Genomic DNA, 15695 nt, shown 5'->3' on the forward strand with positions numbered 1-15695 from the left:
CCTCCGGCTGGGGTTCCGCCGTCACCTCGGCGGTGGGCTCCGTCTCGGCCTCTGCCTCCGGTTCGGCGGTGGGCTCCTCCTCCGGCTGCGCAGTGACCTGCGAGGCGGGCTTCGTCTCGGGCGCCGTCGCGGGCTCGGATTCCGCCGCCGCCTCGGGCGTGGGCTCCGCCTCCACCTGTGGCTCGGCCACAAGGTCCGGCTCGGCGAGTGTCTCGGCCGTCGGCTCCGTGACCGCCTCCGGCCTCTGGAGCTGCGTGGCCGGCAGTTCGTCCCTGTGGGTCGGCTGCCTCGGTACCGTCACGTTGTCGAACGCCGCCGCCACCAGTTCGTGCTCGTCCGTACGGCCCGACGACTGCGCCGGCACCGCGGGCTCCGCGGCCGTCGCCCTCGGCTCCGGCTCCGTCGGCTGGGCCGGAACCTGTGGCTCCCGCGTGGGCTCCTCCTCGGCGGAGCGACCCTTGCGTGAGCGGCCGAACGCGTTCCGCAGGAGAGTGAGAATGCCCATGTGCGCAACCCTTCGCGTGAGTTGATGCCCGTCAATCCCTGGCCAGGACGGACACGTAAGGTTAGCGGCCGAAGGCGGCGATCCCGGGTACCGTCCGAACATCGGAACCGCCGCCTGTCAATACCGCGATTCCGCCGTTACACATCCTCGGGGGCGAGACGGCTCGGCTCGCGCGGCACGCCACGCCACGTGCCGCCCAACCCCCGTACGGTTCCATCCGGTTCACCGATCGTTCATCGCTCTGCATTGCTCCCGCACACCCGATCCCCCTAGCGTCACGTCCACACCAAGGGTTCGTACAGGGAGAGTAAAGTGCGCAAGCTGCTGCCGCTGATCGGCACGCCGTCCGGTTCGCATCCCGGCGGGCGGTCCGCCCTGACCTGCCGCTTCCGGTGCGGTGACGCCTGTTTCCACGAGGTGCCCAACACCAGCTCCAACGCGTACGTCGGCGACGTCATCACCGGCGCCCTCAGCCGCCGTTCCGCCCTCCGCGCCGCCGCCGTCGTCACCGTGGCCGCCGCCACCGGTACGGCCACGCTCGCGGCCACCGCCCCGCGGGCCGAAGCCGCCGCCGCGGCCCGCACCGACGCCGCCCGCGGCCTTCGCTTCACTCCCGTCGCGCCCAACACCGCCGACGCCGTCACCGTCCCCGACGGCTACCGCCAGAACGTCGTCATCCGCTGGGGCGACCCCATCCTGCGCGGCGCCCCCGCCTTCGACCCCGAGCACCAGACCGCCGCGGCCCAGGCCGGGCAGTTCGGGTACAACAACGACTTCCTCGCCCTCCTCCCGCTCCCGGGCGAGCGTGGCCGTCAACTCCTCGTCGCCAACCACGAGTACACCGATGAAGTGATCATGTTCCGGGGGTACGACCCGGAACACCCCACCCGGGAGCAGGTCGAGGTCGCGTGGGCCGCCCACGGGCTCTCCGCCGTCGTCGTCGAGGAGGACGCGCGCACCGGGCGCCTCACCGCCGTGCCCCGTCACTCCCTCAACCGCCGTGTCACCGCCACCACCGAGTTCCGGCTCACCGGGCCGGCGGCGGGGTCGGAGCTCCTGCAGACCTCCGCCGACCCCTCCGGCCGCAAGGTCCTCGGCACCCTCAACAACTGCTCCGGCGGCACCACCCCGTGGGGCACCACCCTCCACGGCGAGGAGAACTTCAACCAGTACTTCGCCAACGGCAGCCGGGCCACCGACAAGCGGTACGGCATCGGGGCCGGGGCCACGGAGCGGAAGTGGGAGCGGTTCGACGAGCGGTTCGACATCGCGCAGGAGCCCAACGAGGTCCACCGTTTCGGGTACGTCGTCGAGTTCGACCCCTACGACCCCACCTCCACGCCCCGCAAGCACACCGCCCTCGGCCGCTTCAAGCACGAGGCCGCCACCGTGCGGCTCACCGAGGACGGGCGGCCCGTCGTCTACTCCGGCGACGACGAGCGGTTCGACTACTTCTACAAGTTCGTCGGCAGCAAGCGGATGCGCCACGGGAACTCCCGCGCGGTGCGGGAGCACAACCTGTCCCTGCTCGACGAGGGCACGCTGTACGTCGCCAGGCTCACCGGTGATTCGCCCGCCTCCGAGATCGACGGGAGCGGGAAGCTGCCCGGCGACGGGGAGTTCGACGGGTCCGGTACCTGGATCCCGCTCGCCACCGCCACCGCCCACGGGGCCGTCTCCCACGTCGAGGGCATGACCGCCGAAGAGGTGTTCGTCTTCACCCGGCTGGCGGGCGACAAGGTCGGCGCCACCAAGATGGACCGCCCCGAGGACATCCAGCCCTCCCCGCACACCGGCAAGGTGTACGTCGTCCTCACCAACAACTCCAACCGGGGCAAGGCCGGACACGCGGCCGCCGACGAGGCCAACCCGCGCACTGCCAACAAGCACGGGCACATCCTGGAGCTCACCGAGCGTCGCAACCGGCCCGACAGCACCACGTTCGCCTGGTCGCTCTTCCTCGTCGCCGGTGACCCCGCCGACCCGTCCACCTACTTCGCCGGGTTCCCCAAGGAACGGGTCAGCCCCATCTCCTGCCCGGACAACGTGGCCTTCGACCCGCACGGCAACCTGTGGATCGCCACCGACGGCAACCAGCTCGGCTCCCACGACGGTCTGTTCGGCGTGGCGACGAGCGGTGACCGGCGCGGCGAGCTGAAGCAGTTCCTGACCGTGCCCACCGGTGCCGAGACCTGCGGGCCGATCGTGCAGGACCGGCGCGTGGTCGTGGCCGTGCAGCACCCGGGCGAGGTCGACGGCGCGACCGTGGAGAAGCCGGCCGGCACCTGGCCCGACGGCCCCGGGAAGATCGTCCGTCCCGCCGTCGTCGCGGTGTGGCGCGCGGACGGACGGAACATCGGCGTCTGAGGCCGTACGGCAGGCAGTGCGGGCATGGGCGGTCGTGGTCCTCTCTCAGTGCGGGGACGCGATCGCCCGTGCCGCCGCCACCTCCTGCCGCAGCGGCTCCAGGATGCTCTCCGCCGGGCCGGTGAGGTCGGTGCGGACCGGGACCAGCACCTCCGTCTCCCGCAGGCCCTCCGACAACTCCCGCAGTTGCAGGGTGATCTGGGCGATCTCCGCGGGCGACGGCGGCTGCGCACCCTGCTTGACCTGCACCCGGGCGGCCGTCGTCGTGTCCACGATCCGTTCCACCGCGACCACCAGCGGCCACCAGGCGGCGGCCCGGCGGCCGGTCGGCGGCGGCTCGGTCAGGGCCCGCTGGAACTCCGTACGGACGGTGGACAGGTCCCGGTACAGGCGCCGCCGCATCCGCGCGCGGGAGGCCGGGTCCGCGGTGTCCCCGAACGCCTTCTCGACGTACGCCGCCGTGTCGGCGACCGCGGTCGCGAGCCGGTCGCCGACGCGTGTCTGCCAGCTCTCCGGCCACAGCAGGTAGCCGACCACGAGGGCGATCGCGCAGCCGATGAGGGAGTCGACCAGGCGGGGGACCAGGAGGGCCGTCCCCAGGTGGTTCAGAAGGTCGGACAGGAGCAGGATCACCGGGGTGATCGCGGCCGTCTGGTAGCCGTAGCCGCGGGGTGTCAGCGTGGGGATGAGCGGGGCGAGGACCATGAGGGTCGGCACGTCCCACCAGCCGCGCGGCACCACGGCGAGGACGACGGCCGCCACCAGCAGGCCCGCCACCGTGCCGAGGGCGCGGAGCAGGGCCCGGGAGAAGACCGATCCGAAGTCGGGTTTCAGTACGAAGGTGATGGTCAGGGCGATCCAGTAGGAACGCGGGACCGGGACCAGGGACACCAGGGCCTGGGCGATGCCGATGCACAGGGCGAGGCGCAGGCCGTAACGCCAGGAGGTGCCGGAGAGAAGGACGTTGCGAGCCGTGCGCAGGACACGGACGCGCAGGGAGGCGGGGCGGCCCAGGCCGTCGACGATGGTGCGGGGGTCGAGGTTGTGGGCCGTGACGACCTCGGCGGCGCGCCGCAGCGCGTGGTCGACGGCGCGGTCCGGCTCGCCGATGGGCACCGGCAGGCCGAGGTCCAGCGGGTCGCGGCGGCCGGCGGCGATGGCGTCCGCGAGGAGCCGTACGGCGGCGGGCACCTGCTCGGGCAGCGGTCTGGCGTAGTGGTGGGCGGCCGGTGCGGCCTCCACGACCGGGGTGATCGCGTTCAACTCGGCGATCAGCCGGACCAGTTCGGGGCTGCGGCCGTGGTGGCGGGCGCGTCGGCCGAGGATGAGGTCGTAGGACTGGTTGAGGGATTGGGTGACGGCGTACCGGGCGGCGTCGTACGTGTCCGTCCCGCAGGCGGCGAGCAGATCCGCGACCGTGCGGTAGGTGGCCGCGACGGCGGCCCGTTCGGGTACGCCCGAGCGCAACGGCCAGGTGAGCAGGGCGAGGGCGAGTACGAGCAGGCCGCCGCCGGAGAGCAGCAGCGGGGGCAGCCACCAGGGGTGGGGCAGCGGAAGTCCGGCGCCGATGACACAGTTGAGGAGCAGCAGCAGTCCGGAGACGGAGGCGACCGCGCCGATCGAGGAGATCAGTCCGGACAGCAGTGCGACCGAGGTCATGGTGGCGACCGCGAGCCAGCCCTCCCCGAACACGAGGGAGCCGACGGTGACGCCCAGGGCGCCGAAGAGTTGGGGGATCGCGATGTTGAGGATGCGCATGCGGTACGCGTCCGCGGTGTCGCCGATGACACCGGACAGGGCACCCATGGAGGCGATGGCGCCGTAGGCGGGTTTCCCGAGGGCCAGCCCGATCGCCAGGGGCAGGGACATCGCGATCGCGGCGCGGACGACGGCGGGCCGGTTGACGGGGGCCTGCTGCGGTTGGAGGTTCCTGACCAGCCAGTCAGGAGGGGTGAGGCCGATGGGCAACTCGCGGGACATGCCCTCATTATCGCTAATGCGTACGGGTGACCCTTTGGGCTGTTTGGTGTGGGTTGTTCAGTGTCATGTGTGCCGATCGGACCGGTGCAGGGTGAGGTCGACGACCAGGGCGCGGTGGTCGGTGTCGGCGATGTGCAGGAAGCGGGCCGAGCCGACGGAGAAGTCCGGGGAGACCAGCACATGGTCGATCTGGGCGCCGAACGGCGGAGCGGTGCGGGCGGGCCAGGAGGGCGTACGGGGGTGGCCGGCGAGGCGGGCGCTGTCGCGCAGGCCGGTGTTCCGGATGCGGCGGAAGGCGGCGTGGTCCTCGGTGGCGTTGAAGTCGCCGGCGAGGACGGTGGGGGCGCCGTGGCCGGCCGCCGCGTAGGCGCGGAGCTCTCCGAGTTCGCGGCGCCAGAGCGCGACCTGGCCGGGCAGCGGCGGCATGGGGTGGGCGAGCTGGAGGCGTACGGGGTGACCGGCGACCTCCGCGACGGCGCCGGGCATGCCCATGGTTCCGGGCACGCCGGGTGCGGGCGTGAGCGGGAACCGGCTGAGGAGGACCGAGCCGTCGGAGCCGGCGCCGTCGACGGCGCGGCGGTAGGGATAGGTGCCGTGCGGACCGCCGAAGGCGCGCTCCAGGAGGGCGGAGCAGCGGTGCTCGCACTCCTCGGCGAACACGATGTCGGGACGGGCGCGTCGGATGGCCGGGATGAGCGAGGGGGCGCCGCGACCGAACTCGACGTTCGAGGTCAGGACGCGGAGGCGGGCGAGCGGGGCGCCGGTGGGTTCCGCGTCGCCGCCGTACGGCCCGGAGAACCATGCGAGGGCGATGAGCGCGAGGGCACCCCACACCATGCCGGTGCGCCGGCGGGCGAACAGGGCGAGGAGGAGGGCGAGGGCGGCGGGGACGAGCAGCCAGGGCAGGAAGGCGAGCAGTTGGGGAACGGGGGTGACGCCGTCGGTTCCGGCGGCCCGGCACCCGACGACGACGCTCACTCCGGCCAGCAGCACGCCGGCGCACCAGGCCCCGGCGGTCCGCGCCCCGGGCCGACGCCGCACCTCGGCCCGTCGGCCGCCCTCCACGATCGTCGTCTCCACGCGCCGCCGCCTCCCCCTGGTGGACCGGATGCCCGAATCCTCCCTGAAGACGGGTGGTTGTGGGGGATGGTTGCGGTGCGGTGTGGTCGGGTCGCGGTGCCGACGAGAGCTACGGGACCCGTTCCGTGCGCGGTACGGTCACCAGGGACCAGATCACGAAGCCGCCGATCGCGATGGCGGTGATCGACCAGATCGGGGCGTACGGCAGGAACATGAAGTACAGGATCATGTAGAGGGCCGCCAGGCCCACGCCCACCCAGCGGGCCCACTCCAGGCCCTGCAGCACTCCCCATCCCGTGATCGCCACCAGCGCGCCGACGATCAGGTGGATCCAGCCCCAGGTGGCGAGGCTGAACTGGTACACGTAGTTGCCGACGCGGACGTAGACGTTGTTCGTGGCGATGCCGGCGATGCCGTTCAGCACGCCGATGATGCCGCCGACCATCATCAGGACCCCGGCGAACGCCATGCCGCCGGTGGCCCACGCCGTCTGTCTGGCGTGCGTGGTGGATGCGGTGTGCTGGACCATGCGGGTCGCCTCCTCGGGACGGGGCCTTCCCCCGCAGGTTCACCTGGAGGAGGGTGTACCGCAGGGAGAACCGGTCCGAACGGGTGAGTGCGGACCACGCGGGCGCGGCCCGGAGTATGCCGTGGCGGACCGCGTCAGGCCTGGACCTGCGACGGTCGCTCCGCGGGTACCGGCGCGGGCTCCTCGGACGCCCGGCGGCGCCGTAGGTACCGGCCCGTGAGCCAGGCGGCCAGTGCCACCAGGAGCCCGAGTCCGAGCAGCAGCCACGTGACCAGGCGCAGGGTCTCGGTGAGCGCGTCGTAGACCGCGCCGGCCGCCGGGTGCGAGACGTCCGGCGGCAGGTCCGCCAGCGTCATGCGGCGCCCCACCGCGATCGCGGCCCCGAGCAGGGCCGCGCCCAGCGCGGTGCCGAGGCCGGTCGCCAGCACCGCCCGGCGGCGGCAGACGGCCAGCAGGATGCCGGTCACGGCGAAGGCCACGGCGGCGACGGGAAGCCAGAAGCCCGCGACTTCGAGCACGTGGAACCCCTTTCGGAGCTTCGTCAGGTCCTGCGACTGCAGCAGCGTGATCCGGGTGTGCGTGACGGGGATGCGGCCCGCGAACGGCACGTGCTCGTCGGCGAGCTGCCGCTTCATGCGCTCGGTGACGGGGGCGAGGTCGAGGGTGACGGGCCCGTCGCCGCGCTCGTCGTCGTGCAGGGCGCGCATGACGGCGTCGTGCGCGCTGAGGTTCGCGGTGTCCCAGGCGGCGCGGAAGGCCGCCGTGCCCGTGAACGAGCGCACCGCGTCGTGGACGAAGGCGTGCACGGAGCCCCGCAGGGGCGGGCTCACGTGCACGTCGCGCATGATGCCGTCGGTGACGGCACCGGCGATCGCGTCGCGGACCTCGGCGTCGGAGGCGAGCGGGGCGGTGCTGGCGGCGTAGCGGGCGGCGTCCTCGATGCCGTACTTCGCCCACGCGGCGAGCACGCCGAGTGGGGCGAGCAGACACGCGAGGCCCACCAGCACGACGGACAGGACGCTGCGAACACGTCGGGACACGCCACCAGCGAAGCGCCTGGCGTGGACGGTGCGCGAGCGGATCGCCTGCAAACGGGTGGACAAGGGGGCGGAGCGGGTGACGGCGGACGGGCGCGGTTGCGGCCGGACCGGGTCGGTGCGGGCCCGGCGCCGGGGCCGTGCCCGTCCGCGGGCGGGGTCAGGCCGTCCGGCGGCCCCCACCGTCCTCGTGCGTGTAGTAGCGGTAGAAGTCGAACAGGAACACGGCCAGTGCGACCAGGAGCGCCAGGCCCGCCGCGTGCAGCACGCTCACGTTCGTCTGGATGTAGAGGAAGCCGAGCGTGATGCCCGTGAACGCTCCCCATACCACCGCACGCGCCTCGCGCCGCAGGCGCGGTGTCACGACGAACAGAGCGGAGCACAGCACCGTGAAGACGATCGCGCAGGCGAAGCCGAACACGAGGTTCCAGCCGGTGATGGGGCCGCCCTGGCGCCGGTTGGCCGCGGCCCAGTAGCCGTAGACGAGCCCGATGGCGAGCGGCACGGCAAGGCGTCCGAGGCGGTGCACGCGCCGGTCGAAGAGGTCCGGCGGCCGGTGGGCCGGGACGAAAGCGCGGGAGGTGGTGGCGGGTGGGTGCGGGGTCCCCGATGCGGGTGCCGCGTGAGCCATGGGAGCACTCCTCTCTCCTCGCCCTGCACACCAGGGCACACCCTGGCGGGGGTGGCGGGCAAGTCGGGATGCGAGGCCCTTCGGAGCGTGTTTCGCTGGGGCTCATGAGGATCGTCCTCTTCGGAGCGACAGGGATGGTGGGCACCCGGATCGCCGCGGAGGCCACGCGGCGCGGACACCGGGTGACTGCCGTCAGCCGCTCCGGCCGGTCGCCGGTGCCGGGGGTGACCGCGACGGCGGCGGACGCGGGGGATCCGGCGAAGGTCGCGGAGCTGACGGCGGGGGCGGACGCGGTGGCGAGCGCGTGCGCACCGCCCCGGGACGGTACGGACCCGGAGGGGCCTTTCCTCGCACTCAATCGGGCGATCGTGCGGGGGACCCGGGACGCGGGGGTGCGGCGGCTGGTGGTGGTCGGCGGGGCGGGCAGTCTGGAGGTCGCGCCCGGTGAGGCGCTGTACGACCAAGCCGGCTTTCCGGAGGCGGTCAAGGCGGAGGCGCTGGCGCACGGCGCGGTCCTCGACTTCTACCGCACGGTGGACGACCTGGACTGGACGTACGTCTCCCCCGCCGCCGAAATCGGCCCGGGCGAGCGCACGGGCCGCTTCCGGGTGGGCGGCGACCGGCTGCTGACCGACGCGGAGGGCCGCAGCCGGATCAGCGCGGAGGACTACGCGGCGGCGTTCCTCGACGAACTGGAACAGGGCGCCCATGTACGCGCCCGCATGTCGGTGGCGTACTGACGAACCGCACCGCGAGAGCGACGAACCGGCGGACCGGCGGACCTACGAAACAGACGGAACTGGCGATCCGACGAGACAGACGCAACTGGACCGCCGTCCTGCTCGGCTTCCCGCCCGCCGAACCCGGCTGTGTGGAGGTGGTCAACTTCGGGCACGAGCCGCCGCTGGTGGTGGCCCCGAGGGCGTGCGGTCCCTGCCGCCCGGCGGGGGACTGCCGCTGGGCTACGGCGCACTGGCCGACGGACCGCCGCCCGTACGGCGCGTACCGCTCGCGCCGGGCGAGACACTGCTGCTGGTCACGGACGGGGTGTGCGAGGCGCGGGACGGGTCCGGGGAGTTCTTCCCGCTGCGGGAGAAGGTGACCCGTGCGGTCGCCGAGGACTCGCGCTCGGCGGACCCCGCCCGCCTGGCCCCCCTGGTGCGCGAAGGAACCCTGCGCCACTGCCGTGGCCGTCTGGTCGACGACACGACGATCTTCGCGGTACGGCCCCGCCCACCCGCCGGCCACTGAGCGTTCGCCGGACTCCGTCGCCCCTTTGCAGGCGCAGCGGTTACGGTGCTGACGTACCTGATCGATGGGGGAGGGAACGATGCCCGGAACCGTGCTGCTGCTCGCGGCCTCGCCGGCGGGCAAGGGACGCCTGGTGGACGCGGCCTCCGTGCTTCCGGTGCTCGCGGCCGTCGCCCCGCCGGTGCTGTCCGGCACGGACACGGCGAACGTGGTGGAACTCGCCGACCCGCTGGAGCCGCAGGCCGTCCTCACCCGGCTGCGGGCCGCCGCGGCCGCCCCCGTCCCGCTGACGGTGTTCCTCACCGGGCAGCTCCACCTGGACCGCCGCCAGCAGCTGCCGCACCTGGCGCTGGCCCGCACCACCCCGGCCACCGTCCGCTACACCGGCTTCCCCTGGCACTGGTTCCGCGAGGAGCTGAGGCTGCGCCCGCCCGGTGCGACGACCGTGTTCGCCGATCTGCACACGGATCCGGAGACCTGGCAGCACCTGCGCGGCATCGCGCCGGACTGCGGCCCCGCCGTCACTCTCTACGGCCGCGTCGCCCCACCTCCCCCGCGCCGCACACTGGCGACTCCCGCGTACATGAAGGCCCTCGCGACCATACTCCGCAGCGGCCACCGCCCGGACCCGCACACACTCCACCACGAGGCGGTGACCCGGGCGTACGCGGAGGACGGGACGCGGGGGGACATCCTGCTCGCCCCACACCAGTTGCCGCAGCAGCTTCCCCCGCGAAGAAGCCTTCAGCCGATCCCGGCACCGCCCCTTCCCTCAGTCGCGCCCCCCGACCCCCACGCCGCCCTGACCGCCGCCGTCCAGGACGGCCGGCACGCGGAGGCCGCCGCGCTCGCCGCGCAGTGGGAGCAGGCGGCGCTGCGGCAGCACGGGCCCGGCTCGCAGGAGGCGCTGCACTGGATGGAGGTCCGCGCCGACCTCGCCATGCTCGCGGGCGACGCCGGCCGCAGCTGTGAGACCTGGCTGACGGTCGCCACCGCCCGCCTCGCGGCCGGCCAGTCCCCCGAGGACCCGGCGGTGGAGGCGGCCGTCGACCGCGCCCACCACCAGTGGGGCCGCATGAGCGACGCGACCCGCGCCCGCGAACTCGGGGCGGCTCTGGCGGAGTTGCGCGAACGGGTGCCGGGGCGCCGCGAGGGAGCACTCAGACACGTACGTCAGCACCTGGAGGAACTCAGGCAGTCGCAGGGCGTGCCGGGCTAGCCGGGCAGGCGGCCGACCGGGTCACGCCACCGGCAGGTGGGCCAGCGCCCCCGACACGAGCGTCCGTACCCCGGGGACGAGCGTGGACAGGTCGGGTGCGAAGTGGGGGCTGTGGTTGCTGGGGACCGCCGCGAACTTCTCCATGAGGTCCACGCCGGGGGCGGCCTCCCAGACGTCGGCGGGAGTGGTGGTGACGAACCAGTACGCGTACGGCACCCCGTCCGGCGCCAGGTGCGGGAAGTCCTCGCTGCCCATCGCCGCGCCCGGGTCGAAGACCCGCTCGGGGCCGAACACCTCGCTGTGCACCGCCGTCACGCGGTGGTCCGTGGCGGGGTCGTTGACCGTCACGGGGAAGTCCGCGCCCACGGTCACCTCCGGCTCGCGCGGGCAGCCCGCGGCCAGGCACTCGCCCGCCGCGATGCGCCGGATCGCGGCGATCATGCGGTCCCGGACACCGGCGGACCGGGTGCGCAGGTTCAGCGCGATGTGCGCCCGGGAGGGGATGACGTTGGGCCGGGTGCCCGCCTCGATCCGGCCCACCGTGAGGACGGCGGACTCGCGCGGGGCGATCTCGCGGCTGACGACGGTCTGCAGCCGGGTCACCAGGTAGGCGGCCGTGACCACGGGGTCGACGGTCGCCTCGGGGCGCGAACCGTGGCCGCCCAGGCCGTGCACCACGATGTCCACGTCGGTGGAGGCGGACAGGATCAGGCCCGGGGAGTGCGCGTAGAGCCCGGCCGGGCCGGGGGCCGCGTGCTGGGCGAGCAGCACGTCGGGACGTGGGAAGCGCTCGTACAGCCCGTCCGCGACCATCGCCCGTGCGCCCTCGCCGGTCTCCTCGGCGGGCTGGCCCACCACGACCAGCGTCCCGGACCAGGTCTCCCGCCCGGCGGCCAGCGCGCGGGCCGCCCCGGCGAGCCAGGTGACGTGCAGATCGTGCCCGCAGGCGTGCATCACCCCGGGGACCTCGGAGGCGTACGGCAGTCCCGTCTCCTCGGTGACCGGCAGTGCGTCCATGTCGGCGCGCAGCAGGACGGTCGGCCCGTCGCCGTTGCGCAGCACGCCGACGACCCCGGTGCCGCCGATGCCCTCGGTGGTCCGGTACCCCGCCGCGCGCAGCCGCTCGGCGAGCTTTCCGGCGGTCCGGTGCTCGCGCCGGGACAGCTCGGGATGGCGGTGCAGGTCCCGGTAGCAGTCCTCCAGGTCGGCGAGCGGGACGTCGGCGGTGAGGTCCAGCGCGGTGCGCGCGGCGGGGGAGGTCACGGGGTCAGCGTAGGCCCGGGAAACCGTCGGCGGGAGCGGGGGCGGTGCGCCCATCGGGAGCCGCCTGGGCGGGGGGCGTCCGCCCGGGCTCGGCGCCCCGTGCCGGGCCCGCGTTGGCCGCGGTGACCAGGGCGGCCACGGCGACGACGGCCGCGCCGAACCCTCTGACGTGACGCGCGGATACGCGTCCGTGGTGCACGGAAGGGCGTGGGGGCACGGCGACCGACCTCGCAATGACAGCGGCGGATTAAGCGCGTTTAACGCATCTTCCAAGCTAGGGGCTGCGACGGGCACCGTGGAAGAGGGCCAGGGCAACCGGTGTATGCGGATATTGGGTTGACGAAGAGTCAGAACTGCGCTCAGTGACAAGTCGGCTTACTGGCATGATGAACCGCATGGCGAAGCGGGACGACCCGGAGACCATCGGGCGCAGGGTGCAGCGGCTGCGGCGGGAACGCGGACTGACCCAGCGGCAGTTGGCCGAGCCGGCCTACACCCCCGCGTACATCTCCACCCTGGAGGCCGGCCGGGTCCGCCCCTCCGACGAGGCGCTCAGGCATCTCGCCGAGCGGCTCGGGGTGGCGTTCGACGAGCTGGCCACCGGCCGTCCGGCCCACCTCGCCACCGGGCTGCGGCTCAGGCTCACCGACGCCCAGCGCACCCTGGCCACCGGTGAGGCCGAGGTGGCCGCCGAGCAGTACGCCACGCTGCTGGCGGAGGCCGAGGAGCACGGACTCACCGCCGAGCGGGCCGCCGCGCTGCTGGGGCTCGGCGAGTGCGCACTGGAGGTGGGCGACCTGGTGGCGGGGCGGCAGTACTTCGAGCGGGCCGAGAAGTGCCTGCACGACGCACCGCTGCCGAGCCGCGTCCCGGCACTGCGCGGCCGTGCCGTCTCCCACTACCTCGCCGGTGAACTCCGCTACGCCTGCTACCTGCTGGAGACCACCCTCGACGAGCTGAACCGCTCCGGGCTGCACGATCCGGACGCCCTGCTGCTGCTCTACGCCAGTGCCATCGGCCCGTACATGGACATGGGGGCGCACGCCAGGGCGGCCCAGGCGGCCGAGTTCGCGCTCGCCCTCGCGCCCCAGGTCCAGGACCCGGCTCTGGTGGCCCGTATGCACCGCTCCGTCGCGCGCACCCTGCTCGCCGAGGGGCGCCTGGCCGAGGCGGACGCCAACCTGGCCAAGGCAGCCGAGCTGTACCGGCAGCTTCAGATCCGCACGGAGCTGGCCAACTGCCACTGGATGCGCGGCTATCTGTACGCGCAGAACGGCGAACTGGAGCGTGCCGAGAGCGAGTTGCGCGAAGCCCTCGCGATGCTGTCGGAGAAACGGGCCGCCCTCTACAGCAGCCAGGTCGCGGTGGAGCTGGCGGACGTGTTGCACCGGCGCGGCAGATCAGCCGAGGCCGCTCGGCTGCTGCACGACGTCCTCGGTCACATAGGCCCCGAGCGCGGTGCGGTGCACTCCGCCGCCGCGCACCGTCTCCTCGGCATCATCGCGGAGGACGCGCGCGACACGGAGGCCGCCGAGGAGCACTATGTACGAGCCCTGAGCCTGCTGGAACGGGCGGGCGCCGCGGGTGACCTCGCGGACCTGTGCCGGCTGCTCGGCGATCTGCTGCGCCGCACCGGCCGGGTGGAGGCCGCCCTGGACGCCTACCGCACCGGCCTCGGCCACCGCACCGCGCCCGGCACGACGACGCTCGGCCCGGCCCCCGCCCAGCCGCCGCTGTGACGGCAGGACCTACGGGGTGACGATCGCGAAGCCCCGGTCCGGCCGGGCGACGTAGGAGAAGAGCCGTTTGAGCAGGCCCCGGTCCCCCTCCGTCTCGATGCCGGCGAGGCCGTGGCCCGCGAGCAGGCCGAGCAGTTCGGGACGGGTCAGGGTGAGCGTCAGGCCCGCGTGCGGCCTCGGGGTGCGGTGCAGCGGCATGCTGCGGTAGGTGAGCGCGCCGTGCTCCAGGTTGATCCGGTGGCGGCGCTCCTCGTCGATCACCACCAGGTCGATGACCAGGCGTGGCTCCTGTGCCGCTCGCGGCCCGTCGATGCGTACCGCGAGGGCGTCCAGGAGCATGCTCACGGTCAGTTCCGAGGTCAGCTCGGGGGTGTCCGAGGTGACGGCGGGGGCGCTCGCCCCCTCGCGCAGCTCCAGGGCGCCCGTCAGGTAGATGTTCCGCCAAGGCCCGTTCTCGGCGCCGTGCCCGAGGCGTTCGTACACACCCGCCAGCGTCCGCTTCGCCTCCTCGTCGCCCGGTTCGGCGAAAACCAGGTGGTTGAGGAGGGTCGCGGCGAAGCGCAGGTCACCGGCCTCCACGTACCGCCGGGCCGCCGCGAGCGTCGCCTCGGGGCCGCCCGCGACCTCCACGTACCGCTGCGCGAGGGCGACCGGTGGATGCTCCCACAGGTGGGCGGGGTTGCCGTCGTACCAGCCCAGGTAGCGCTGGTAGACGGCCTTGACGTTGTGGCTGAGGGACCCGTAATAGCCGCGCGCGTGCCAGGCGCGCTCCAGCACCGGTGGCAGCCGCAGTTCCTCCGCGATCTCCGGGCCGGTCAGTCCGCTGTTGAGCAGCCGCAGGGTCTGGTCGTGCAGGTACGCGTACAGGTCGCGCTGCTCGGCCAGCAGGCGTACCACGCTCTCGCGCCCCCAGGTCGGCCAGTGGTGGGAGGCGAAGGCCACGTCGTAGCCGTCGCCGAAGAAGTCGATGGCCTCGTCGAGGTAGCGGGACCAGACGCGGGCGTCCCGGACGAGGGCGCCGCGCAGGGTCAGGATGTTGTGCAGGGTGTGTGTGACGTTCTCGGCCAGGCACAGGGCGCGCTGTTCGGTGAAGAGGAAGTTCATCTCGGCCGGCGCCTCGGTGCCCGGGGTCAGCTGGAACAGGATGCGCACGCCGTCGACGGTCTCCGTCTGCCCGGTGCGGGTGATGTCGACGGTCGGCGGGACGAGGGTGACGGTACCGGTGGACAGCGTGAGGCCGAGGCCCGCGCCGATGTGCCCGTGGGGCGCCCTCGGCAGTCGTTCGCCGTACACGAAGGCGGCGCGGCGGGACATCGCGGGCCCCGCGTACACGTTCTCGCTGACCGCGTGCTGAAGGAACCCGGCCGGCGCGAGCACCGGTACGCCCGCCTCCGCCTCGCGCGGCAGCACGCCGCGGGCGCCCCCGAAGTGGTCGACGTGGGAGTGGGTGTAGATCAGCGCGGTCACGGGCCGCTGCCCGCGGTGCCGCCGGTACAGGCCGAGGGCGGCCGCCGCGCACTCGGCGGAGATGAGCGGGTCGACGACGATGACGCCGTCCCGGCCCTCGACCAGGGTCATGTTGGCCAGGTCCAGGCCGCGCACCTGGTAGACGCCCTCGCAGACCTCGTACAGGCCCTGCCGCGCGCACAGTTGCGACTGCCGCCACAGGCTCGGGTGCGCGGTACCCGGGCAGTCCCCGTCCAGGAACCGGTACGCGTCCCCGTCCCACACCACCCGCCCGTCCGGGCCGGTCACCACCGCGGGTTCCAGGGCGGCGACGAAACCGCGGTCGGCGTTCTCGAGGTCGGTCCGGTCCTCGAAGGGCGGCAGGCCGTCACGGGGCGGGGCGTCCATGGGTCCAGCTTCGGGGCGCGGCGGGCGGCCGGCCAGTGGTGGGGGACCGTTCGAGGTGCCGGCTGCGGGGACGGGTGTGGACGGTTGGGGGGATGTTCCGGGGGACGGGTGTCGAGGCGGGGGGATGTTCCGGGGGACGGGTGTCGTGGGCGGTTCGTGTCGGCCCCAAGGGGCTCGACACGAACCGCCGGGAGACACCGCCGGACACCACCACAGGCGGCCGCGCTGCCTTCCAGCCTT

General features: G+C 73.6%; 12 protein-coding genes and 1 pseudogene. 5 read left to right on the plus strand and 8 right to left on the minus strand.

The features are described 5' to 3' along the window. Positions 1-505: pseudogene (locus ACFYZJ_RS20365) on the minus strand (Toxic cation resistance protein); the annotation flags it as partial. A gap of 312 nt (positions 506-817) precedes the next feature. Between ACFYZJ_RS20365 and ACFYZJ_RS20370 the strand changes: the two are divergent. Next, on the plus strand, positions 818-2872 hold the full coding sequence (locus tag ACFYZJ_RS20370) for a PhoX family protein (protein WP_388569932.1): 2055 nt from the start codon (positions 818-820) through the stop codon (positions 2870-2872). A gap of 45 nt (positions 2873-2917) precedes the next feature. Here ACFYZJ_RS20370 and ACFYZJ_RS20375 read toward each other — a convergent pair whose 3' ends face one another. From ACFYZJ_RS20375 to ACFYZJ_RS20395, 5 genes are all read right to left on the minus strand, one after another. Beyond that, entirely contained in the window at positions 2918-4852 is a 1935-nt protein-coding gene (locus ACFYZJ_RS20375) for an FUSC family protein (protein ID WP_388569935.1), read from the minus strand. A 63-nt stretch (positions 4853-4915) separates the two neighbouring features. Further along, a complete protein-coding gene (locus ACFYZJ_RS20380; RefSeq protein WP_388569938.1) occupies positions 4916-5932 on the minus strand; it encodes an endonuclease/exonuclease/phosphatase family protein in 1017 nt (338 codons plus the stop codon). A gap of 109 nt (positions 5933-6041) precedes the next feature. Then, positions 6042-6461 (minus strand): hypothetical protein, encoded by a 420-nt coding sequence (locus tag ACFYZJ_RS20385; protein ID WP_388569940.1) that lies wholly within the window; start codon positions 6459-6461, stop codon positions 6042-6044. A gap of 134 nt (positions 6462-6595) precedes the next feature. Then, positions 6596-7501 (minus strand): hypothetical protein, encoded by a 906-nt coding sequence (locus tag ACFYZJ_RS20390; RefSeq protein WP_388569943.1) that lies wholly within the window; start codon positions 7499-7501, stop codon positions 6596-6598. Positions 7502-7658: 157 nt separating this feature from the next. Beyond that, positions 7659-8129 carry a hypothetical protein gene (locus tag ACFYZJ_RS20395; protein WP_388569946.1) on the minus strand — a complete coding sequence of 157 codons (471 nt, stop codon included), beginning with the start codon at positions 8127-8129 and terminating at the stop codon, positions 7659-7661. A 104-nt stretch (positions 8130-8233) separates the two neighbouring features. Between ACFYZJ_RS20395 and ACFYZJ_RS20400 the strand changes: the two genes are divergently transcribed. The 3 genes from ACFYZJ_RS20400 to ACFYZJ_RS20410 all read left to right on the plus strand — a co-directional run bounded on the left by ACFYZJ_RS20400 (position 8234) and on the right by ACFYZJ_RS20410 (position 10599). Then, a complete protein-coding gene (locus ACFYZJ_RS20400) occupies positions 8234-8869 on the plus strand; it encodes an NAD(P)-dependent oxidoreductase (RefSeq protein ID WP_388569949.1) in 636 nt (211 codons plus the stop codon). A gap of 184 nt (positions 8870-9053) precedes the next feature. Then, the gene (locus ACFYZJ_RS20405; protein WP_388569953.1) at positions 9054-9380 is read left to right on the plus strand and encodes a SpoIIE family protein phosphatase; all 327 of its coding nucleotides are present in this window, start codon (positions 9054-9056) and stop codon (positions 9378-9380) included. Positions 9381-9459: 79 nt separating this feature from the next. After that, on the plus strand, positions 9460-10599 hold the full coding sequence (locus tag ACFYZJ_RS20410; protein WP_388569956.1) for a hypothetical protein: 1140 nt from the start codon (positions 9460-9462) through the stop codon (positions 10597-10599). A gap of 21 nt (positions 10600-10620) precedes the next feature. Here the strand turns inward: ACFYZJ_RS20410 and ACFYZJ_RS20415 are convergent, their stop codons facing one another. Continuing rightward, positions 10621-11862: an amidohydrolase gene (locus ACFYZJ_RS20415; protein WP_388569958.1), complete on the minus strand. Its 1242-nt coding sequence runs from the start codon at positions 11860-11862 to the stop codon at positions 10621-10623. 395 nt (positions 11863-12257) lie between these two features. Here ACFYZJ_RS20415 and ACFYZJ_RS20420 point away from each other — a divergent pair, with 395 nt between their 5' ends. After that, the gene (locus ACFYZJ_RS20420) at positions 12258-13601 is read left to right on the plus strand and encodes a helix-turn-helix domain-containing protein (protein WP_388569961.1); all 1344 of its coding nucleotides are present in this window, start codon (positions 12258-12260) and stop codon (positions 13599-13601) included. A gap of 9 nt (positions 13602-13610) precedes the next feature. On the opposite strand, the gene ACFYZJ_RS20425 is transcribed toward ACFYZJ_RS20420, so the two are convergent. After that, positions 13611-15455: an alkyl/aryl-sulfatase gene (locus tag ACFYZJ_RS20425; RefSeq protein WP_388569964.1), complete on the minus strand. Its 1845-nt coding sequence runs from the start codon at positions 15453-15455 to the stop codon at positions 13611-13613. Positions 15456-15695 lie beyond the last annotated feature (240 nt).

This window comes from Streptomyces sp. NPDC001848 (assembly GCF_042891915.1).
Classification (GTDB): Bacteria; Actinomycetota; Actinomycetes; order Streptomycetales; family Streptomycetaceae; genus Streptomyces.

Bases quoted from the DNA above. Each gene is read 5' to 3' on its own strand.
- ACFYZJ_RS20375 (WP_388569935.1), bottom strand. From the start codon at position 4,852: ATGTCCCGCGAGTTGCCCATCGGCCTCACCCCTCCTGACTGGCTGGTC.
- ACFYZJ_RS20385 (WP_388569940.1), bottom strand. From the start codon at position 6,461: ATGGTCCAGCACACCGCATCCACCACGCACGCCAGACAGACGGCGTGG.
- ACFYZJ_RS20395 (WP_388569946.1), bottom strand. From the start codon at position 8,129: ATGGCTCACGCGGCACCCGCATCGGGGACCCCGCACCCACCCGCCACC.
- ACFYZJ_RS20400 (WP_388569949.1), top strand. From the start codon at position 8,234: ATGAGGATCGTCCTCTTCGGAGCGACAGGGATGGTGGGCACCCGGATC.
- ACFYZJ_RS20410 (WP_388569956.1), top strand. From the start codon at position 9,460: ATGCCCGGAACCGTGCTGCTGCTCGCGGCCTCGCCGGCGGGCAAGGGA.
- ACFYZJ_RS20420 (WP_388569961.1), top strand. From the start codon at position 12,258: ATGGCGAAGCGGGACGACCCGGAGACCATCGGGCGCAGGGTGCAGCGG.
- ACFYZJ_RS20425 (WP_388569964.1), bottom strand. From the start codon at position 15,455: ATGGACGCCCCGCCCCGTGACGGCCTGCCGCCCTTCGAGGACCGGACC.